Origin of the sequence: Pseudomonas sp. OA65 (assembly GCF_017498305.1) — a bacterium.
Lineage (GTDB): Bacteria > Pseudomonadota > Gammaproteobacteria > Pseudomonadales > Pseudomonadaceae > Aquipseudomonas > Aquipseudomonas zanjanensis.
The window spans coordinates 105,682-126,792 of the sequence record NZ_JAGDEZ010000002.1 but is presented as its reverse complement, the minus strand read 5'-3'; the positions used below and the strand labels follow the sequence as shown (position 1 = coordinate 126,792).

The 21,111-nt window shown below is 60.5% G+C and carries 15 protein-coding genes and 1 pseudogene; 10 read left to right on the top strand and 6 right to left on the bottom strand.

Annotation, left to right across the window (positions count from 1 at the left end; all coding sequences use genetic code 11):
• Positions 1-49: 49 nt before the first annotated feature.
• The 5 genes and pseudogenes from J3361_RS02270 to J3361_RS02250 all read right to left on the bottom strand — a co-directional run bounded on the left by J3361_RS02270 (position 50) and on the right by J3361_RS02250 (position 5,564).
• Entirely contained in the window at positions 50-826 is a 777-nt protein-coding gene (locus J3361_RS02270) for a hypothetical protein (protein ID WP_207962064.1), read from the bottom strand.
• 134 nt (positions 827-960) lie between these two features.
• Positions 961-1,314 (bottom strand): annotated as a pseudogene (locus J3361_RS02265) (GNAT family protein); the annotation flags it as partial.
• A 696-nt stretch (positions 1,315-2,010) separates the two neighbouring features.
• Positions 2,011-3,255, bottom strand: coding sequence for a saccharopine dehydrogenase family protein (locus J3361_RS02260; RefSeq protein WP_207962062.1), 1,245 nt, complete (start codon positions 3,253-3,255; stop codon positions 2,011-2,013).
• Between the two features lie 25 nt (positions 3,256-3,280).
• Complete coding sequence (locus J3361_RS02255; RefSeq protein ID WP_053122737.1) at positions 3,281-4,378, bottom strand: carboxynorspermidine decarboxylase; 1,098 nt, start codon at positions 4,376-4,378, stop codon at positions 3,281-3,283.
• Between the two features lie 250 nt (positions 4,379-4,628).
• A complete protein-coding gene (locus J3361_RS02250; protein WP_207962060.1) occupies positions 4,629-5,564 on the bottom strand; it encodes a Ppx/GppA family phosphatase in 936 nt (311 codons plus the stop codon).
• Between the two features lie 210 nt (positions 5,565-5,774).
• On the opposite strand from J3361_RS02250, the gene ppk2 reads away from it, so the two are divergent.
• From ppk2 to yghU, 9 genes are all read left to right on the top strand, one after another.
• Entirely contained in the window at positions 5,775-6,692 is a 918-nt protein-coding gene (gene ppk2, locus J3361_RS02245; protein ID WP_207962058.1) for a polyphosphate kinase 2, read from the top strand.
• 1,236 nt (positions 6,693-7,928) lie between these two features.
• On the top strand, positions 7,929-8,780 hold the full coding sequence (locus tag J3361_RS02240; protein WP_207962056.1) for a putative selenate ABC transporter substrate-binding protein: 852 nt from the start codon (positions 7,929-7,931) through the stop codon (positions 8,778-8,780).
• Positions 8,777-9,574, top strand: coding sequence for an ATP-binding cassette domain-containing protein (locus J3361_RS02235; protein ID WP_207962054.1), 798 nt, complete (start codon positions 8,777-8,779; stop codon positions 9,572-9,574). Before J3361_RS02240 ends, J3361_RS02235 begins: the two co-directional genes overlap by 4 nt.
• Complete coding sequence (locus J3361_RS02230; protein WP_207962045.1) at positions 9,568-10,395, top strand: ABC transporter permease; 828 nt, start codon at positions 9,568-9,570, stop codon at positions 10,393-10,395. The genes J3361_RS02235 and J3361_RS02230 overlap by 7 nt, the downstream gene beginning before the upstream one ends.
• A complete protein-coding gene (gene phnE, locus J3361_RS02225) occupies positions 10,392-11,159 on the top strand; it encodes a phosphonate ABC transporter, permease protein PhnE (RefSeq protein WP_207962043.1) in 768 nt (255 codons plus the stop codon). The genes J3361_RS02230 and phnE overlap by 4 nt, the downstream gene beginning before the upstream one ends.
• A gap of 319 nt (positions 11,160-11,478) precedes the next feature.
• On the top strand, positions 11,479-12,237 hold the full coding sequence (locus J3361_RS02220) for a transporter substrate-binding domain-containing protein (protein ID WP_207962041.1): 759 nt from the start codon (positions 11,479-11,481) through the stop codon (positions 12,235-12,237).
• Between the two features lies 1 nt (position 12,238).
• A complete protein-coding gene (locus J3361_RS02215) occupies positions 12,239-13,582 on the top strand; it encodes a diguanylate cyclase (protein WP_207962039.1) in 1,344 nt (447 codons plus the stop codon).
• A 26-nt stretch (positions 13,583-13,608) separates the two neighbouring features.
• Positions 13,609-14,343 (top strand): transporter substrate-binding domain-containing protein, encoded by a 735-nt coding sequence (locus J3361_RS02210; RefSeq protein WP_207962037.1) that lies wholly within the window; start codon positions 13,609-13,611, stop codon positions 14,341-14,343.
• 43 nt (positions 14,344-14,386) lie between these two features.
• Complete coding sequence (yghU, locus tag J3361_RS02205; protein ID WP_207962035.1) at positions 14,387-15,226, top strand: glutathione-dependent disulfide-bond oxidoreductase; 840 nt, start codon at positions 14,387-14,389, stop codon at positions 15,224-15,226.
• A 1,036-nt stretch (positions 15,227-16,262) separates the two neighbouring features.
• Here yghU and J3361_RS02200 read toward each other — a convergent pair.
• Positions 16,263-18,365, bottom strand: a complete 2,103-nt coding sequence (locus tag J3361_RS02200; RefSeq protein WP_207962033.1) for a DUF6311 domain-containing protein — start codon at positions 18,363-18,365, stop codon at positions 16,263-16,265.
• A gap of 702 nt (positions 18,366-19,067) precedes the next feature.
• Here J3361_RS02200 and J3361_RS02195 point away from each other — a divergent pair.
• On the top strand, positions 19,068-21,095 hold the full coding sequence (locus J3361_RS02195; protein WP_207962031.1) for a methyl-accepting chemotaxis protein: 2,028 nt from the start codon (positions 19,068-19,070) through the stop codon (positions 21,093-21,095).
• Positions 21,096-21,111: the final 16 nt, after the last annotated feature.

Sequence of the window (21,111 nt, the reverse complement as noted above, 5' to 3'; positions counted from 1 at the left end):
TCTGCCCCAACCTGGCATCCGGCAAATCCTCCGACCGGAGATGCATCGCTCATTGCACTCCATATCGCATCTTGATGACTTCACTGATTCTCTGCGCAACGCCATTGGTGGGAGGCGTGACGGATCGGATCGACTGACCGCGATAAGGACCGTCCGCGGGAAACCAATTCTGCACAACCACAACCTGTTTCGGCTGCTCGGCCGACGCCGGGGCGGTGGAGATTTCATTGGTGAACTTGCAGGTATCAAACGTACCCAAGGCCGTCTTGATCGTTTCACGCCCGTTATAAGTCAGCTTCTCGACGACATCGAACTCGACCGATCCGCCAGCGCTCACCGCTTTGTTTTTGTAGCTGACGATGACGGTCTGCCCAGGTTCGAGATCAATCGGTGTGGAAGCAGGAGGCTGGTAGGTGGAGGTCACCAACGATGCCCCGGCACCATGGCGATCGCCGTAACGAACCAGCCGACCGTCTTTGATCTCGGCGAAGGTGGTCGTCAGGTAAAACGGCGCATTGTTCAGGAACGACGTATGCACCGAAGCCACCGGATTGGCACCGGCAAACGCCTCGCGCCCGAGCGTCTCAGTTTTACCGCGACTGGTGGCCGGCGACAGGTTGTCGCGACTTTCGTATTCCACCACCGTCCCGGCCTGGAACTCCGCTTCGTTGGTGCAAGCTGCAGAGGACGTCCCAGTGGATGCCGACGCACCGGCGATAAAAGAACCCCAGCCACTGGTGACAAGGGCCGAGACCGCAACTGCCGTTGCGAGGCGCTTGCGATAAGCCGGGAAGATGTTGGATTTTCTGGCAGCTATGCTTTTCAAGAAACGGATCCTTGTTCAAATTGGCTCGTTGCGATCGACCTGGAACACGACGGCTTCACAGGTTAGGGTCGAGTGCCAACCGGCGCTATAGCGCAAGTGTGCTATAGGCTTTGCCTTCGTCCTGGATAGGGGGATGATCGAGACGCCTCGATCAGATGTTTCAGGGCCTGCGTTGCCAGCCCTTGCCCGCACGCGCGTTGATCGATGCGATAGCCCACCTCGGCGCAACCGTGTGGTGAATGGATGCCTTTCAAATTCGCCCGCCCCACGATTGTCCCGCTGGAACCTTCGATCACAAACGGGTGCCAGGCGCCCTCGGCAAAATCGGCCAGATACTTTTCAATGTGGTCGGTGACGCCCGTCAATGAATAAAAGCTAGGGTCCCGTGGGTCAATCTGCGATTCGAACCATTCCCGGTTATGGATTTCGAAGGCCAGCAACGCGTGCACATCGGTCATTTCCAGCTCGCGGATCCTGAATGGTTTCACTGATTGTTTCTCCTGGGTCGTGAAGCGCAATCGTAAGGTCAAGTGTTCGTTCATGGCGAGGATTTCTGCTTGAGCGGTCTAGTGTTGGGGCTGCTACGCAGCCCAGCGGGAGCAAGCTCCCTCGCCACACAAAGCGACGCAGGTCAGTCCGATTTGACAGATGGACGAGAACACCCCGAGGGGCTTTTGTGGCGAGGGGATTCATTCCCGCTGGGCTGCGCAGCAGTCCCAATAAAGGCTGAATGCGGTCTGCCTGAAACACCACAGGGCCAGGCTTCAGGGCCGCTGCGCGCCCCAGCGGGGATAAATCCCCTCGCCACAGTTTGGTCTATGCGGAAAGTTGAATGCCTCATCCCTTTCCCAGCCAAACACAACCGTGGCGAGGGAGCTTGCTCCCGCTGGGCTGCGCAGCAGTCCCAATAAAGGCTGAATGCGGTCGCCCTGAAACACCGCAGTGTCAGGGTTTAGGGCCGCTTCGCAGCCCAGCGAGAGCAAGTTCCCTCGCCACGGGTTCATTTGACGCGGTCCCAAACGAAAAATGCTCCGTACCTTTCGATACGGAGCATTTCTTCAAGGCTTCCCTCAGATGGCCAGGGCTTCACGCGGCGGTGAATCGCCTGGTTCAATCGGCTGCAGAACCCAGAGCGATTCTGCAGTTCCTAGCGGGGAGCCAGGGCGGAACCTGCCTGGGGTCCTTCAGGCTTTCTGGTTCCAGGGACGGTCTCCATGCTCGTCCTTGATACGCGTCGGCAAGCCCATCACATCCAACGCCTCGAGGAACGCCTCGGCAGGCAGCTCCTCGACGTTGACCATGCGCTGCACGTCCCACTCGCCACGGGCCACCAGCAAGGCTGCGGCCACGGGTGGCACGCCGGCGGTATAGGAAATGCCCTGGCTGTCGGTTTCGGCGTAGGCGTCCTCGTGGTCGGCTACGTTGTAGATAAACATCTCGCGCGGCTGGCCATCCTTGGTGCCCTTGACCAGATCGCCGATGCAGGTCTTGCCGGTGTAGCCCGGCGCCAGCGAGCTCGGGTCAGGCAGCACGGCCTTGACCACTTTCAGCGGCACGACTTCCAAGCCTTCGGCGGTCTTGACCGGTTGCTCGGAGAGCAGGCCAAGGTTCTTGAGCACGGTGAACACATTGATGTAGTGCTCGCCGAAGCTCATCCAGAAACGCACGTTGGGCACGTCGAGGTTCTTCGACAGCGAGTGCACTTCGTCGTGACCGGTCAGGTACAGGTTCTGCGAGCCTACGACTGGCAGGTCGTCGGTGCGCTTGACTTCGAACATGGTGTTGCTGGTCCACTGGCGGTCCTGCCAGCTCCACACCTGTCCGGTGAACTCGCGGAAATTGATTTCCGGATCGAAATTGGTGGCGAAATATTTGCCATGGGAGCCGGCATTGACGTCGAGAATGTCGATCGAATCAATGCGGTCGAAATGCTGCTGTTGCGCCAGTGCCGCATAGGCATTGACCACACCCGGGTCGAAGCCCACGCCGAGAATGGCGGTGATGTTCTTCTCCTGGCACTCCTGGAGATGGTTCCACTCGTAGTTGCCGTACCAGGGCGGCGTCTCGCAGACCTTGCCCGGTTCTTCGTGGATGGCGGTGTCCAGGTAGGCCACGCCGGTATCGATGCAGGCACGCAGCACCGACATGTTGAGAAAGGCAGAGCCGACGTTGATGACGATCTGCGACTCGGTTTCGCGAATCAGCGCCTTGGTCGCTTCGACATCCAGAGCGTTCAGTGCAAAGGCCTTGATGTCGGCGGGTTGCTTGAGGCTACCCTTGGCCTTGACGCTGTCGATGATGGCCTGGCATTTGGAGATGTTGCGCGACGCGATAGCAATACGACCGAGTTCGTCGTTGTGCTGCGCGCACTTGTGGGCCACCACCTTGGCGACACCTCCTGCACCAATGATAAGTACGTTCTTCTTCAATTTCTTTATTTCTCCTTCCGCCAGCTCAAGAGAGGCTGGACAAGTAGTCGTCGTAAACAAACTCGCGAACCACCTCGACGCTGCCGTCGAGTTGCTTCACAACGATGGACGGCATCTTCAGGCCGTTGAACCAGTTTTTCTTGACCATGGTGTAGCCCGCTGCGTCGATGAACGACAGCCGATCGCCGATGGACAACGGACGATCGAATTTGTACTCGCCAAAGATGTCTCCGGCCAGACAGGATTTGCCACAAACCATGTAGGTGTGTTCGCCCTCGCTCGGTGCCAGCTTGGCGTCCAGGCGATAGATCAGCAGATCGAGCATGTGCGCCTCGATGGAACTGTCCACCACGGCCAGATGCTTGCCGTTGTAAAGCGTGTCGAGCACGGTGACTTCCAGCGACGCGCTCTGGGTGATCGCGGCCTCGCCCGGCTCCAGGTAGACCTGCACGCCATATTTCTGCGAGAAGGCCTTGAGCCGTGCGCAAAAGGCGTCCAGGGCATAGCCCTCGCCGGTGAAATGGATGCCGCCACCGAGGCTGACCCACTCGACCTTATGCAGCAAGTGACCAAAGCGTTCTTCGATAGTGCCCAGCATCTGGTCGAACAGACCAAAATCGCCGTTCTCGCAATTGTTGTGGAACATGAAACCGGAGATATGCTCGATGACCTGCTCGATCTTCACCGGATCCCATTCGCCCAGGCGGCTGAACGGTCGCGCCGGGTCGGCCAGCAGGTAATCGGAGCTGCTCACCTGTGGATTGACCCGCAGGCCGCGGACCTTGCCCGCTGACGCCTCGGTGTAGCGCTGCAACTGGCCGATGGAGTTGAAGATGATCTTGTCGCAGTTGGCGAGCATCTCCTCGATCTCATCGTCGGCCCAGGCCACGCTGTAGGCGTGGGTCTCGCCGGCGAACTTCTGCCGGCCGAGCTTGAGCTCGTAAAGCGACGACGAGGTGGTGCCGTCCATGTATTGCTGCATCAGGTCGAACACCGACCAGGTGGCGAAGCATTTGAGCGCCAGCAAGGCCTTGGCCCCGGACTGCTCACGCACATAGGCGATCTTCTGCATGTTCGCCAGCAGCTTTTGTTTATCGATGAGGTAGTACGGCGTTTTGATCATTTTCGAGGCCTCCGGGCAAGGCGAGCCAAAAAAGGATGCGCATTGTGCCTTCACTGACTGCAGATCGAAAGAGCGAAAAGCCCCGTTCGCGCAATCATCCTGATCCAGGCCGACGCTTTACGATAACCGGACGTACCGGCCGCCCAGGCGACACGATGCTGGATCTGGCAACGGAGGGATAACCAAAGAGCGCTGACGCTCGACCTTGAGCCGTCACGGATAACCGGCACGACGGGCCAACCGTTCGTGATCAGCTTTTATGCATCAGGTCATGAAGCACACCAAACCTGAGACCCGCTTCGCTAGCGAGCATGTCTGTAATACCGAAGACCTTGAACGCCGCCAACATGATCGCCAGGCCACCGGGCAGGATGCCCAGGCGATGGCTTTGCAAGCCGGCCAACTTGAGCTGATCGACATGCCCGACTTCCAGCAGCCGCAGCGACAGGCGCAGCAACCCGCCGTAGGTGATGCCGCCTTGTCCGAAGTCATTGAGACCATTGGCCTTGAGCACCTTGGCCAACATCCGCGCTGTACCGGAGGAGCCGATCACCTGCTGCCAGCCCTGCGCGCGATAACGCGCCGCCACTGCTTCAAACTGCAGGACGGCCACGCGTTCAGCCTCCAGCAGCGCCTGAGCGGTGATGCGTCCGCCCGCAAAGTAACGCGCGCCAAAGGTGCCACTGCCGATGGCAATGCTCTCCGTCAACAACGGTTGGGCGCCCTGCCCCAGGATCAGTTCGGTCGAGCCACCGCCGATGTCCACCACCAACCGCGGCTGCTCGACACCGGGCACCGTATGGGCGACACCGGCATACACCAGCCGGGCTTCTTCATGCCCCGACAGCACGTCAATCCGAAACCCCAGGTGCCGTTCGGCACTGGCCAGGAACAACTGGGCATTCGCCGCTTCGCGCACGGCGCTGGTCGCCACCGCCCGCACCCGTCCGGCTTCAAAGCCGCGCAGTTTCTTGCCGAATCGGGCCAGGGCCTGCCAGCCTCGATCCAGTGCCAGCTCGTCCAGCGCCCCGGCCTGCAAGCCCTCGGCCAATCGGACCGGCTCGCGCAAGGTTTTCACTTCTTGGATCACCCTCTGTCGATTGCGCTTGACCGACTGGCCAATCATCAGGCGAAAGGCGTTGGAGCCCAGGTCAATGGCCGCGAACAGGGGGGCGTCGCCTTTCATAGCGGTATTCCTTGATTCATCAGCCAGCAGGCACAAGCGCTGCCAGACATACCACGATGGTTTGCGAGGATCCTGCCACGGGTTCGATGACATCTGGATGACACTCCCTGTTTTAGCCAACGACAAGCCCATGAAGCGTAGATGATCGTCACGACTATGTAACAAAGTGCAAATAGCGTGGACCGTGCCCCCACGACCGAGCTTTCCATCATGCTTTCCACCCAAGACACCTTGGTACAGCGCATTCACCGCGAATTGCTCGATCACAGTGACGAAGAGCTGGAGCTGGAATTATCCGAAGACGGGTATGACCTGAACGCCCTGTTCGATGAACACACCCCGCAGAGCAGCGAAAAGGAAACCCGCCGACTGTATTTCAGTGAACTGTTCCGCCTCCAGGGCGAACTGGTGAAGCTGCAAAGCTGGGTGGTCAAGACCGGGCACAAGGTCGTGATCCTGTTCGAAGGGCGTGACGCCGCCGGCAAGGGTGGCGTGATCAAGCGCATTACCCAGCGGCTCAATCCCCGGGTGTGCCGCGTCGCCGCCCTGCCCGCCCCCAACGACCGTGAACGGACGCAATGGTACTTCCAGCGCTACGTTTCGCACCTGCCGGCGGCGGGTGAGATCGTGCTGTTCGACCGCAGTTGGTACAACCGCGCCGGGGTCGAACAGGTCATGGGTTTCTGCACCGACGACCAGTACGAAGAGTTCTTCCGTACCGTGCCGGAATTCGAGCGGATGCTCGCCCGCTCCGGCATCCAGTTGATCAAGTACTGGTTCTCCATTTCCGACCAGGAACAGCATCTGCGCTTTCTCAGCCGCATTCATGACCCGCTCAAGCAATGGAAGCTCAGCCCCATGGACCTGGAGTCCCGCCGGCGCTGGGAAGCCTATACCAAGGCCAAGGAAATCATGCTTGAACGCACGCACATCGCCGAGGCGCCTTGGTGGGTAGTGCACGCCGACGACAAGAAAAAGGCCCGGCTCAACTGCATCCATCACCTGCTCGGGCAAATGCCCTATGAGGAAGTGGAACTGCCGACCATCGAACTGCCGCAGCGGCTACGGCAGGAAGATTATTCCCGCAGCCCGACGCCACCGGAGCTGATCGTGCCCCAGGTCTATTGAGACCCGCCAGGCAGGGACGCCCGGCATCGGCTTGTCCACCTACTGCCGTCACATATCTATGTGGGAGCGAGCCTACTCGCGATAGCGGAGGGTCAGCCAACATCCATTCAACTGACCGGACGCCTTCGCGAGCAGGCTCGCTCCCACACTGTTCCGAGGCGCTGCCACTATTGATGCCTGGCCCAATTACCCTGTGGGAGCGGGCTTGCTCGCGATAGCGGTGCATCAGCCAACATCCATTCAACTGTCCGGACGCCTTCGCGAGCAGGCTCGCTCCCACACTGTTCCGAGGCGCTGCCACTATTGATGCCTGGCCCAATTACCCTGTGGGAGCGGGCTTGCACGCGAAAGCGGTGCATCAGCCAACATCCATTCAACTGTCCGGGCGCCTTCGCGAGCAAGCCCGCTCCCACACTGTTCCGAGGCGCTGCCACTATTGATGCCTGGCCCAATTACCCTGTGGGAGCGGGCTTGCTCGCGAAAGCGGTGCATCAGCCAACATCCATTCAACTGTCCGGACGCCTTCGCGAGCAGGCTAGCTCCCACACTGTTCCGAGGCGCTGCCACTATTGATGCCTGGCCCAATTACCCTGTGGGAGCGGGCTTGCACGCGAAAGCGGTGCATCAGCCAACATCCATTCAACTGTCCGGACGCCTTCGCGAGCAGGCTAGCTCCCACACTGTTCCGAGGCGCTGCCACTATTGATGCCTTGCCCAATTCCCCTGTGGGAGCGAGCCTGCTCGCGAAAGCGGTGCATCAGCCAACATCCATTCAACTGTCCGGACGCCTTCACGAGCAGGCTCGCTCCCACACTGTTCCGAGGCGCTGCCACTATTGATGCCTGGCCCAATTACCCTGTGGGAGCGGGCTTGCTCGCGAAAGCGGTGCATCAGCCAACATCCATTCAACTGACCGGGCGCCTTCGCGAGCAAGCCCGCTCCCACACTGTTCCGAGGCGCTGCCACTATTGATGCCTGGCCCAATTACCCTGTGGGAGCGGGCTTGCTCGCGAAAGCGGTGCATCAGCCAACATCCATTCAACTGTCCGGGCGCCTTCGCGAGCAAGCCCGCTCCCACAGGACTCTCCGCTATCAAGCCCCCACAAGGGGTTTGGGTGAGTTCATAGCCAGAAACGGTTAACATCCCTTTCCTTCGTCTACCCTCACAGAACGGCTTACCACCCCTGTGGGCTGACGCTTCAATATTTCCTTGCCTTCCTGTATCGGAGATCCTTCATGCTCAAGCCGTCCCTGGCATTGGCCGCTGGTGTTGCCCTGTCGTTCTGTAGCTGGCTGGCGCAGGCCGCCGATACCCTGAAAGTCAGCGCGATTCCCGACGAAGCCCCGACCGAGCTGCTGCGCAAGTTCAAGCCACTGGGGGCTTACCTGGAACAGCAGACCGGCATGAAGGTCGAGTTCGTCCCCGTTAGCGACTACCCGGCCGTGGTCGAAGCGCTGGCCACCGATCGGATCGACATGGCCTGGCTGGGGGGGTTCACCTTCGTGCAGGCGCGCCTGAAAACCGGCAACGCCATCCCCCTGGTCCAGCGCGAACAGGACGCCCAGTTCACCAGCAAATTCATCACCGCCGACCCGGCCGTCAAATCCCTCGCCGACCTCAAGGGCAAGACCTTCGCCTTCGGTTCGGTGTCGTCGACGTCCGGCAGCCTCATGCCGCGCTATTTCATGCTGCAGGACGGCATCAAGCCGGAAAGCTACTTCAGCCGCGTGGGCTACTCGGGTGCCCATGACGCCACCGTCGCCTGGGTCCAGGCCGGCAAAGTGGACGCCGGGGTGCTGAACGCCAGCGTCTGGGAAAAACTGGTCGCTGCCGGCAAGGTCGACACCACCAAGGTCAAGGTCTTCGCCACCACTCCTGCCTATTTCGACTACAACTGGACCGTGCGTGGAACCCTCGACCCGGCGTTGGCGGCCAAGATCAAGGCCGCCTTCCTGGCCCTCGACCCGGCCAACCCGAAGGACAAGGAAATCCTCGACCTGCAAGCTGCCAGCCGCTTCATCGAAACCAAGCCTGAGAACTACAAGGGCATCGAGGAAGCCGCGCGCGCCGCCGAACTGCTCAAATGACCCTGCAACTGACCCAGGTCAGCGTGACCCATGCCAACGGCGTCCAGGCGTTGCGAGGCATCGACCTGCACATTGGCGCCGGCGAACAGGTCGCGATCATCGGCCCGTCCGGTGCCGGCAAGTCGAGCCTGCTCAACCTGCTGGCCACCGCCCTGCGCCCGGGCAGCGGCGAGGTGCAGCTGCTCGGCGAGCGCGCCTGGCAGTTGCCTGCCCGTCAGCGGCAGCGCTTGCGCGCGCGCATCGGCCTGATCCACCAAGCGCCGCCCCTGCCGCCACGCCAGCGAGTGGTCACGGCGGTCCTGGCCGGAAAGCTCGGTCAGTGGGGCATTGGTAAAAGCCTGTTGAATCTGCTGCACCCGCTGGACATTCCCGGCGCCAGGGCTGCATTGGCCCGGCTGGACCTGGGCGACAAACTGTTCGCGCAATGCCAGCAACTGTCCGGCGGTCAACTGCAACGCGTGGGCATCGCCCGGGTGTTGTACCAGGCGCCAGAGGTGTTGCTGGCCGACGAGCCGGTTTCGGCGATGGACCCGGTATTGGCCCAGCACACGCTTTCGGTGCTTTGCCAGCATGCCCGGGAACACAACGTGACCTTGGTCGCCAGCCTGCACGCGGTGGAATTGGCCTTGGCGCACTTTTCCCGGGTCATTGGCCTGCGTGATGGGCAGATCCTGTTTGACCTGCCCACCGAGGCGGTCGACCGTCCGTTGCTCGACTCGCTCTACGCCAACGAACAACTGCAGCCTTCGCCGACGCCCCCTACTACCTTGAGCGTGCAGATCCCCCGATGCTGACACGCGATACCCGAGACCCCGCCACCCGCCCCCGCCTGCTGCTCAGCCTGCTGGCCTTTGTGCTGCTGTGGCCGGGCATTCAATTCAGTGAACTGGACCTCGGCGTGTTATTGGCGAGCGACAGCCAGAGCGAAATGGGCCGGTTCGTCGCGGCGTTCTGGCCGCCCGCCCACGGCGACGAGTTCGTTGAACTGCTGTGGCAAGCCACGTTGCAGACGCTGGCCATCGCCACGGCGGGCATGGCCCTGGCGTTGCTGCTGGCGGTGCCCGCGAGCCTGCTGGCCAGCCGCGCCCTGTCACTGTCGGCGGCCTCCCGTGCCGGCCACCCGGGGTATTGGGGCCAACTGCTGCGCTGGCCGGTACGCGGCCTGTTGATCTTCTTGCGCAGCGTGCCGGAAATCGTCTGGGCGTTGCTCTTCGTCCGCGCCGTCGGCCTCGGCCCCACGGCTGGCGTACTGGCGATCGCGATCACCTACAGCGGCATGCTGGGCAAGGTCTATGCGGAGATCTACGAGTCGGTCGACCAACGCCCGGCCCACGCGCTTTTGCAGTCTGGCAGCAGCCGGCTCGCCGCCTTCGGCTACGGGATCCTGCCCAATGTCGCGGCAGAACTGTTGTCGTACACGGTGTATCGCTGGGAGTGCGCGATCCGCGCCTCGGTGGTGATGGGCTTCGTCGGTGCCGGGGGCCTGGGCCAACAGATGGACCTGTCGCTGCGCATGTTCGCCGGCGGCGAAGTGGCCAGCCTGCTGCTGACATTCCTGGCACTGGTGCTGCTCGCCGATCAACTCAGCCGCCTGCTGCGCTGGAGGCTGGCATGAATCGCCTGATCAACGCGACCATCGTCCTGTGCCTCGGCGCGGCGGTCATCGCCTCGTTCGTTTACCTCGGCATCGACCTGGGCGAGCTCGGCGACAGTCGCAATCTGGACCAGATGGGCGCTTATGCGCAGCGTTTCCTCAGTCCGGACCTGAGCCCGGCCCATTTGAAGGCGATCGGTCACGGCGCCCTGGAAACCCTGGCCATGTCGGCCCTTGGCACGCTGCTCGCGGCGGTGTTAGGCCTGCTGCTGGCCTTGCCGGCAGCCGGGCGCTTCGGCTGGCCCTTGCAAAGCGCGTCGCGCCTGGTGCTCAACGCCTTGCGCGCCGTTCCAGAACTGGTGTGGGCCGCGCTGATGGTCCTGGCCGCCGGGCTTGGCCCGAATGCCGGCACCCTGGCCTTGGCCCTGCACACCACCGGCGTGCTTGGCCGGTTGTTTGCCGAAGCGTTGGAAAATACCCCCTCCGAACCGGCCGACGCCATCCGCCTGCAAGGCGGCAACGCTGTGTTGGCGTTCTGTTACGGCACGCTGCCCAACCTCCTGCCGCAACTGCTGGCCTATGTCCTGTACCGCTGGGAAAACAATATCCGCATGGCCAGCGTGCTCGGCTTCGTCGGTGCCGGGGGCTTGGGGCAAATGCTCTATGTCAGCCTCAGCCTGTTCCAGGAAGCCCAAGGCAGCACGGTGATCCTGGCGATGCTGTTGCTGGTGTTGGCCGTCGATACGTTGAGCGGTTGGAGTCGCCAGCGTTGGGTCAAGGCTTGAGGGCGTTACCTTGCGTTGATGTGGCGTGAGCACAACTGCGCAACTCTGTGGGAGCGGGCTTGCTCGCGAAGGCATTATCAGATTCAACATCATCATTGGCTGACAGTCTGCTTTCGCGAGCAAGCCCGCTCCCACAAGGCTTCCCCTCATGGCTCTACGCCTTCTCCATCAACGTCCCCTGGGCATTTACCGCCCCCCATCGGCTGGGCTGGCGGTTTCGACAGGCCGGATTCAAGCCGGCGCCAGCCCAGCCGATAACCCTATCAATGATAGCCCCCCGGCCTTGCCGGGCTCTGCCAGTTGCATAGGGTAATGATCAATGGGTTTGCCGCTGAATCGCCTGCTGATGTGGGGCGTCCTGATGTTCCTCGCTGCAAGCGCTTACGCGGCAGAGCCCCCCCTGCGCATCGTGACGGAGGAGTTGCCGCCCTACAACATGACGCAGAACGGGCGCGTGACCGGCATGAGCACCGAGGTGGTCCAGGCCGTGCTCAAGGAAGTCGGCATGGACGCCCCCATCCAGCCCATGCCCTGGGCCCGGGCCTACGAAATGGCGCTCAATGAAAGTAATGTGCTGATCTATTCGATCGTCCGCACGCCCGCACGGCAATCGCTTTTCCAGTGGGTGGGCACCATTGGCCCGACGCAGTGGTACATCTATTCCCTGGCGGACCGGCCGGTCAAACTCAATTCGCTGGCCGATGCCCATGGTTACCAGATCGCCACGGTCAATCAGGATGTGGGCGAGCAGTACCTGGTCTCGAAGGGCTTCCGCATCGGCGAAGACTTGCAGTCGAGCACCAAGTACGAACACAACTACCGCAAGCTCAAGGTCGATCACGTGGAGCTGTGGATTTCCAATGAGCTCAACGCGCTGTACCTGACGCGCCAGAACGGCGAAGACCCGGACAAGGTGCTGATCCGCTCCCTGGCGCTTCCCGAGCTGAGCAGCTCGGACGGCCTGAACATGGCGTTCAGCCGCAAGACATCGGCCGAGACCGTGGAGAAGTTCCGCGTCGGCCTTGAGACCATCCGTCGCAATGGGGTCTACGACGCCATCCTGCGTAAATGGTTATGACATGGGTGACCCTTTCCGCACGACGTCCTCCCTGCCACCAGCGACCAAGGCGTTCAGCTCCCTGGGCCGGCGCCTGGTGCTGGCAACGCTGTTGTTCTGCCTGGTCTTTACCCTGGCGATGGTGACCTGGCGCACCTGGCTGGCCTGGGAAAACAACCTGGCGGACATGAATTCGGAATTGGCCCTGATCGATCAGGTGTTCCAGAACACCCTGGCCTACGCCATTTGGGAACTGGACCGTGAATCCCTCGACCAGCAAATCACCAGCGTCGCCGCGGCCGCTCCCGTGGGTCGCGTGGTGTTGAACATCTTGCGCCCCGGACAAGCGCCGGAAGTCATCGAACTCAAGCGCTACACCGTCGATCAATCGGGCGTGGTGCCGGTGCTGCATCGCCAGCTCATCGCCCACCCCTACGCCGGGGCCCATGAAAAAGTCGGTGAGCTGACCATCGAAGGCGACAATAACCTGCTGTGGGAGCGCCTCTGGAGCGAAGCACGCAGCATCGTCATCACTCAGCTCATCCAGTCCCTGTTGCTGGCCGGATTGGTTATGACCATGTTCAACCGCCTGGTGACCGTGCATGTGGTGCATATCGCCCGTCACCTGGGTGAACTCGCGCCGCACACCCTCAAGCATCATCTCAAGCTGCAACGAGCGGTGCAGCGCCAGGACGAACTGAGCCTGCTCGAGTTCCAGGTCAATGAACTCCAGGACAACCTGCGCGCCCACCTCGAACGCCAACGTTCGGACGAACTGGCCCTGGCCGCCAGCCGCGATCAAATGGCCGAACTGGTCGAGGCACGCACCGCGGAACTGAAGGCGGCCAACCAATCCCTCGAAGCGCTGTCCCGTCACGATGCCTTGACGGGCCTGGCCAACCGTCGCTACTTCGACGAATTGAAGGAGATCGAGTTTCGCCGGGCGATCCGCCACAACACCCCGCTGGCCGTGCTCATGTGCGACGTCGATTTCTTCAAGATCTACAACGACACCTACGGCCACATGCAGGGCGACCTGTGCCTGAAAGAGATCGCCGAAACCCTGCGCACTGTGTTCGGCCGCTCTGGCGAACTGACCGCCCGCGTTGGCGGTGAAGAGTTCGTCGTGGTCCTGCCCAACATCGACGCTGCCCAAGCCTGCGAAGCCGCCCAACGTTTCCGTAAAAGCCTGGCGGAGCGTGAGCTGCCCCACAGCGGCTCCAAAGTCTCGCCTTTCGTCACCGTGAGCATCGGCGTCGCCGAGCTGGACACGGAGACCATGGACCATTTCGATCAACTGCTGCAACGCGCCGATCAGGCGCTGTACCGGGCCAAACACCAGGGTCGCGACTGCGTCGCCCTGTAATACATCGCATGCCATGAGGTCTGTCTATGCACTATCGCCTGATACTCTGCTCGTGCTTGCTACTCACCTCGATCAGCCTGCGCAGCCACGCCGACACAATCGAAGTCGTGACCGAAGACTCCCTGTACGCCCATCAGCGTGAGGACAAGGTCGTCGGGCCAGGCATTCGGATTGCCGAAGAGACGCTGAAAAGCGCGCAACTCACCGACTACAGCCTGTCGCTGTACCCCTGGGCCCGGGCCTACGAAAAGGCGCTGCATGAGCCCAACGTACTGATCTTTCCGTTGGACCGCACCCCGGCCCGCGAACAATTATTCAAATGGGTGGGTGAAATACATCGCGTGGCGAGCCGGCTCTATAAATTGCGCGACAATAAAGACATCGCCGTCAACAGCCTCGAAGAAGCCAAGCAGTACAGCATCGGCGTGGTGCGAAACGACGCCAAGCAGATCTACCTGCAACAACGTGGATTCACCCGGCTGGTCATCTCGGCCAACAACCACGACAACTTTCAAAAACTGCTGAATCGCCAGATCCAGTTGCTACCGATGCCGGAGAATACCGCGCGCCTGATGAGCAAGGATGCCCAGGTGGATTTCACTTCGCTGGAAGAGGTCTATACCCTCGACGAACAACCCCACAGGGTCCACTTGGCCTTCAGCCTGAGTACGCCGGATGACGTCGTCGCCAAGGCCCAACTCGCTTTCGAAAAACTCAAGGCGTCCGGTGAAGTCGCACGGATCATGAACGAACAGCGGTAGACTCTGGGGGATCACACCGCAAGCAACGATGAGGTATGTCCCGATGAGTAAAGCGTCCTACGTTCCGCCCAAGGTCTGGAAAAACGACGCCCCGTCTGGCGGCCAGTTCGCCAGCATCAACCGCCCTGTCGCCGGGCCGACCCACGAAAAAACCTTGCCCGTTGGCAAGCACCCACTGCAGCTCTACTCCCTGGCCACGCCCAACGGCGTGAAGGTGACCATCCTGCTGGAGGAATTGCTGGCGCTGGGTCATACCGGCGCGGAGTACGATGCCTGGTTGATCCGCATCGGCGAGGGCGACCAGTTCTCCAGCGGCTTTGTCGAGGTCAACCCCAACTCCAAGATCCCGGCCCTGCTGGACCGCAGCGTGGAACCCGCCATTCGAGTCTTCGAATCCGGCTCGATCCTGCTGTACCTGGCAGAAAAATTCGGCGCCTTCCTGCCCACCGATCCAGCGGGCCGCACCGAAACCCTGAACTGGCTGTTCTGGCAGATGGGCTCCGCCCCGTACCTGGGCGGTGGATTCGGGCATTTCTATGCCTATGCGCCGGAGAAATTCGAGTACCCGATCAATCGCTTCACCATGGAAGCCAAGCGCCAACTCGACGTGCTGGACCGCCGCCTTGGCGAATGCCAATACCTGGCAGGCAGCGACTACACCATCGCCGACATCGCGGTCTGGCCCTGGTATGGGCAACTGGTGCGCAACAACGTGTACGGCGCTGCCGAATTCCTCAGTGCTCACGAGTACACCCATGTGCAGCGCTGGGCGGAAGAGATCGCCAAGCGCCCGGCCGTACAGCGTGGGCAGCGGGTCAACCGCACGTGGGGCGATGAGGCGAGCCAAGTGCCGGAGCGGCATGCGACTGGGGATTTGGCCTGAGGCCCTGTGGGAGCGGGCTTGCTCGCGAAAGCGGTGGATCAGCTGGCATCGATGCTGAATGTGCCGATACCTTCGCGAGCAAGCCCGCTCCCACACTGGATCGGTGGTGAACCTCAGTTTTCCGACCGGCACCGCCCCCTGTGGGAGCGAGCCTGCTCGCGAAAGCGGTGGATCAGCTGGCATCGATGCTGAATGTGCCGACATCATCGCGAGCAGGCTCGCTCCCACACTGGATCGGCGGTGAGCCTCGCTTTTCCGACCGGCACCGCCCCCTGTGGGAGCGGGCTTGCTCGCGAAAGCGGTGGATCAGCTGGCATCGATGCTGAATTGTGCCGACGCCTTCGCGAGCAAGCCCGCTCCCACACTGGATCGGCGGTGAACCTCAGTTTTTTCCGACCGGCACAGCCCCCTGTGGGAGCGGGCTTGCTCGCGAAAGCGGTGGGTCAGCTTGCATCAATGTTGAATGTGCCGACATCATCGCGAGCAGGCTCGCTCCCACATTGGATGGGTGGTGAACCTCGGTTTCTCGACTGGCACCGCCCCCCTGTGGGAGCGGGCTTGCTCGCGAAAGCGGTGGATCAGTTGGCCTCGACGCTGAATGTGCCGACGCCTTCGCGAGCAAGCCCGCTCCCACACTGGATCGGAGGTGAGCCTCAGTTTTCCGACCAGCACAGCCCCCTGTGGGAGCGAGCCTGCTCGCGAAAGCGGTGGATCAGCTGGCATCGATGCTGAATGTGCCGACGCCTTCGCGAGCAAGCCCGCTCCCACACTGGATCGGCGGTGAACCTCGGTTTTTTCCGACCGGCGCAGCCCCCTGTGGGAGCGGGCTTGCTCGCGAAAGCGGTGGATCAGTTGGCCTCGACGCTGAATGTGCCGACGCCTTCGCGAGCAAGCCCGCTCCCACACTGGATCGGCGGTGAACCTCGCTTTTCCGACCAGCACCGCCCCCTGTGGGAGCGGGCTTGCTCGCGATGGCGGTGGGTCAGCTTGCATCAATGCTGAATGTGCCAGCGTCGTCTCTGCGTCACCAATACAGTTAATTGACAGTCAACGTTTTCAAACCAATCGCGAGCACCCGGGCATCATCACCCAAGCCGAGCTGCTGCGGACTTATCGCGTCCGCAAATTGCAAGTGCATCCTCAAGAAACCCTGATCCGCAATGCGCTGTTGCATCAAGGGCGTAACGGGTATGTCGAGGATGTTGCCTTCTGACTTCTCAAGCGTATGGGCCGATGCCGGCAGGCCATTGATAAGGACAGTGACTTTCTGCTGCGCATGCCCCGGCACAAGAAAGGCGGAGGCCTCCATGCGGACGGAATGTACGAGGCCTGACGCCCGCACTACTATTTGCGCCTCGGTTCCCTCGGACCAAGTGCCCCATTGCTCCGCGTCAAGCCACCCCATGGCCAGATACGGCGTACCTGAATCACGTTCATCGAATCGCACGGTATGCCCAAGCTCAAGTGAGGCGGCTGTCGGCGCCTGTTCATGTGTCAACTCTGGGCATTCGCTGCACTGCTTCCAACCAGGCGCAAGTACGGTAAAACCGTCAACTCTGGCGAAGAGATCAGCGGAGGTATCAACGGTGCCCAACGCACACAACATCGCCCGGTTGTCCATCAAGTACAGCGAGTCCGGTTCATACTTTGCCGAGGCTACGGCCAGGGTGGCTTTTTCGTCAGCCTGCCGCCATTGCTCCATACTCATGCGCCCAAGGTAGGGGGCATCCGTGGACAAATGATGGAGACCTGCAAAGGCAGAAATAGAAAGCCAATGCGGGGAAAGATTCTGCGGTACGACCCATCGAACTTTTTGGTAATGAGATGCAGCGTTTTTCCAAAATGGATCGACAAAAGGTGTTGCCCATTCGGACGCGGACTTGACCATGAATTTCTTTCTGGGGTCCGACCAACCACTGTGAGTATCGAAAACTTGTATCAAGAGTGCCACCCCCAAAAGACAGGCGGCAGCTCTTGACGTGTTGGCGCGAACGACCAAGAAGATAATGACAAAAATCAAAACGTAGTAAACCGGCCAGAACATTCGCCCCGAGGCACGAAAGATGTTCGCGATAGAAATCACTTGAGGGGGCAAGGAATAACCAAACTCGAACGAACCGATCGCGACATGGTTCGAGAACGAAAAAATCGCCAGGCCGATCAACGCCAGCCCTAGCATCGGCCGTTTATACAGCGCGGAACCAAGCCCTGTATTACCGCGCAACCCTCCTGCAAAGGCACAGATCGATAAAACAATCAGGCCCGCCCCCAGGAAAGCGAAACCGTCACTGTCCCCCGGTACACCCGGGAGATTTTTCAACGCATACGACCAGTTCTGGGGATTGAACAGCGTCAATACGTTTGCCCGGTACAGACCGAATCCGGCAGAAGTGACGCCTTCGCGCTCGACGGTGAAATAACCGGCCTGCCAGCAACAGACGGTGACCAGGGCAAACAGCACCCCCAACTCGACGACCGCAGCGCCAAGCGACAACCGGCGTTTAACGTATTGAGCGGCAAGGTCGGCCAGCCAAATAAGTGCAATCATCGCCAGAAAGTAAGCATGGACCAGCGCAGCCGCCGCCAACAATGCTCCCCAGGCCATGCGTCTTCTGCGTAAGGCTGGATGCAGGTTCAGGTACAACGCTGCGAGGACCAAAAAATGCCCGCCCAAAGACAGGTGTACGGTCATGCGCAGGATCATCGGAGGCACAAAGAGGAACAGCGCCGCGCCGAGGGCTCGGATAGCAATACTGGGCGTAATCAATCCCATCAACTTCCAGGCAAACCAGGCCTGAAGCATGAAGCACGCCAGCAACCAGAGACCAAAGTACTGAAACGGCTCAGGAAGCAACGCCGCGAAGGGTTTGAAAATGAAGGCCAGGAGCGGATTGGAATCCGAAAAAATGATGCTGTTGCTAAGTTCGAGCCCATAGGATGGATTCAGACCGATCGGAAACGACCACGGCGACTGCCTGAAGAACACCCAGCCCAAATAATGAGTGGCCGGATCGCCATTTCCCAACCAGGCGATATTTTGCGGATCTAATGCGCGCGGGCCGATGACCATAAAAAAAGCCATTGCACCCATCAACAACGGCAGCAGGTTCAGGGCCCAGCCCTGGCCTAGCGGCTTCATTGCCTCGCCTGCGGCGTGATACAACACAGCGATCAAGTTTCGGTTTGCAAGTGGTCGTGGCGTCCAAGTGCGCCTAGTTTGCGTACTGTGCTGGTGAGTCAATTGTTTTACTCTTTTTTATAGTGTTTTTTTACAACTCGCCGATCCAACGGCGGCTGTTGCGGCCCTGCCACTTCGCTTTAAGCCCTACCCGATCCCACCGACGCTACCTGCTATCCACTGGCCATCATTCTTGCATGGTTTATCGGTATCCCGTCCAGCAAAGGCGCCACTCAGTAACATTTGAAAAGGCGTGAGCCTGCCCAATTCAACCCAATAAAAGCCAGGCAACTCCAGACACTGCTATTTATTCATGGATCATCTTCGCAAAAAGGAAATGACCAGCAGATTCTTGTCTCATTTCGGGGATTGGTTGTGGCGGGCATGACAAGTAGCAGTACGCCATCATCCAAGGATAACGGGTGTCGTTTTCTCGTCCAAGGGTTAGAAACTGATTTTCCCCGCCAGGTTCTCGTGGAACCCATACGAAAGTCGCTAACCAACAGACGCAGCAAACCCCAACCAAAAGCCCCTATGGACTATCCCCGCAAATAGCACAAGCTCACGCCCACACAAGCCTTTCCCCCAGCCGTGACCGCTACAGCGAAAGCACTCCCCACGCATCCCTCGTACCCATCACGTCGCGCTCAACCGAGTCCAGCCATGAACCTACCGAACCTCTTCAACAAAGCCCGAACCCGCACTCAAGGGACGGTCAGCGTGGCCTGCGCTTCGGGTGAACTTGACCAAACGCTGGCCAACCTACGTATCACCCCAGTCCTGATCACCGGTTTCATCTCCCCTCACCTGGACATCGACCAGGTCGCCGCCAAGGTCAAGAAGCGCTTCGCCCACAGCGCCATCAGCCTGTGCACGACCTCGGGTGAACTGTGCAACGCTGCGAACACGCTGTATTGCCAGACCGGCGAGACCTGGGATCGGGTGGTGCTGCAGTTGTTTGACGCCAGTGTGATTGCGTCGGCCGAGGTGGTGATGGTGCCGCTGGAGTGCGAGGACATTCGCGGTGGCGGCAAGCGCTTGGCCATGCGTGAGCGAATCACGCGGTTGGTGAATAACATCAAGCAGGCGCAGGTGCGCACGCCCATTGATCATCGCGATACCTTGGCCTATGTGGTGTTCGATGGTCTTTCGGCCTCCGAGTCGTTCTTTATGGAAGCGCTGTATGAGTCTGGACGCTTCCCCTGCCTGTTCGTCGGTGGTTCGGCCGGGGGCAAGGCTGATTTCAAGAAGACCCTGATCAGTGATGGGCAGCGCAGTTATCAGAACCATGTGCAGATTGTCTTCCTGAAAACCGCGGCGGATGTGCGCTTCGGGGTGTTCAAGAGCCAGAACTTCCAGCCGGCGGGACTGACGTTCAGCGTGCTGACCGCGTCGGTCGAAGACCGCACCATCGATCAGGTCATCGACAGCCGGGGCAATATCAAGAGCATGGTCCAGGCGCTGTGCGATGCATTCGAATGCAGTGCCCAGGCGTTGGAGAAGAAGCTGGCCGATTATTCATTTGCCATTCGCGTGGGCGAAGAATTGTTCGTGCGTTCCATTGCCCGCATCGACCTTCAACAGCAGATCATCCAGCTTTTTTGCGACGTGGCGCCTGGCGAAGAGTTGGTGATGGTCAAGCGCACGCCCCTGCGCGAGGCGACCCGGCTCGACTACGAGAAATTCCTCAAGGGCAAAGGGGGTCGGCCGGTGGCGGCTATTCTCAACGACTGCATCCTGCGGCGACTCAACAACAGCAGCGACCTGGGCAGCATGACCGGTATTTTCGGGGATGTGCCGTTGGCTGGTTTCTCGACGTTCGGGGAAATTCTCGGTCTCAATCTGAACCAGACGCTTACGGCGATTTTCTTCTTCAGGGTCACCAAGGGCGCCGGTTTTGTCGATGAGTACGTCGACAACTTCATCGCCCACTATGGCGAGTTCAAGGCGTTTTTCCTGCGCCGCCAGATCAAGAAATTGGCGGGGCTGAACCATGTGGTGGTCAAGCAGATCAATGCGTTCAAGCTGAATGATTTCAGCAGTGCCTTGGACACCCGCGGCCTGGACCCGACGATCCTGCCGGTGTTCGACGGCCTGACGGACCTGGGCCAGGTATTGGCGCAGGCCAGCCAGCAGCAGGCGCAGATGGCGACGCAGATCAAGCATTACTCCGGCGAGCTGCACCTGTCGATGGATGACCTGACAGGCACGATCGACCGGCAACACAGTGTCGCCGAGCAGGCCGGCACGACCGTCGAGCAGTTGGCCACGCAAGCGGGTGAAGCGGTGGTCGGCGCCCGTGCGCTCGCCAGTTCGAGTTTGCGCATTCAGTCGATTGTCCAGGTCATCCAGCAAATCGCCGGTCAGACCAACCTGTTGGCCCTTAACGCCGCCATCGAAGCCGCGCGGGCCGGTGAGATGGGCAGAGGGTTTGCGGTAGTGGCCGATGAGGTCCGCAAGCTGGCGGAGATCACCCGCAAGAATGCGGCGGAAATCGGTGTGGACATTGATCTGCTCTCGACGGAGATCCAAGGGGTCGCCCAGCAGATCGAAGACCAGTCCGTCGCTGTGAGCGCCTTGCGGGCGATGCTCGATGCCCTGGAAGACTCGAGCCGGACCACCGAAGGCACGGCGCAACGTACAAAGGCCATTGCGGACACCTTGACCGGACTGACCCATGCCAATACTTGAGATCGAATCGCCCAGA

Excerpts from the sequence above, each read along its gene's own strand:
- J3361_RS02200 (WP_207962033.1), bottom strand. The coding sequence starts at position 18,365 with ATGAAGCCGCTAGGCCAGGGCTGGGCCCTGAACCTGCTGCCGTTGTTG.
- ppk2 (WP_207962058.1), top strand. The coding sequence starts at position 5,775 with ATGCTTTCCACCCAAGACACCTTGGTACAGCGCATTCACCGCGAATTG.
- J3361_RS02230 (WP_207962045.1), top strand. The coding sequence starts at position 9,568 with ATGCTGACACGCGATACCCGAGACCCCGCCACCCGCCCCCGCCTGCTG.
- J3361_RS02215 (WP_207962039.1), top strand. The coding sequence starts at position 12,239 with ATGGGTGACCCTTTCCGCACGACGTCCTCCCTGCCACCAGCGACCAAG.
- yghU (WP_207962035.1), top strand. The coding sequence starts at position 14,387 with ATGAGTAAAGCGTCCTACGTTCCGCCCAAGGTCTGGAAAAACGACGCC.
- J3361_RS02210 (WP_207962037.1), top strand. The coding sequence starts at position 13,609 with ATGCACTATCGCCTGATACTCTGCTCGTGCTTGCTACTCACCTCGATC.
- J3361_RS02220 (WP_207962041.1), top strand. The coding sequence starts at position 11,479 with ATGGGTTTGCCGCTGAATCGCCTGCTGATGTGGGGCGTCCTGATGTTC.
- phnE (WP_207962043.1), top strand. The coding sequence starts at position 10,392 with ATGAATCGCCTGATCAACGCGACCATCGTCCTGTGCCTCGGCGCGGCG.
- J3361_RS02195 (WP_207962031.1), top strand. The coding sequence starts at position 19,068 with ATGAACCTACCGAACCTCTTCAACAAAGCCCGAACCCGCACTCAAGGG.
- J3361_RS02235 (WP_207962054.1), top strand. The coding sequence starts at position 8,777 with ATGACCCTGCAACTGACCCAGGTCAGCGTGACCCATGCCAACGGCGTC.
- J3361_RS02255 (WP_053122737.1), bottom strand. The coding sequence starts at position 4,378 with ATGATCAAAACGCCGTACTACCTCATCGATAAACAAAAGCTGCTGGCG.
- J3361_RS02250 (WP_207962060.1), bottom strand. The coding sequence starts at position 5,564 with ATGAAAGGCGACGCCCCCCTGTTCGCGGCCATTGACCTGGGCTCCAAC.
- J3361_RS02240 (WP_207962056.1), top strand. The coding sequence starts at position 7,929 with ATGCTCAAGCCGTCCCTGGCATTGGCCGCTGGTGTTGCCCTGTCGTTC.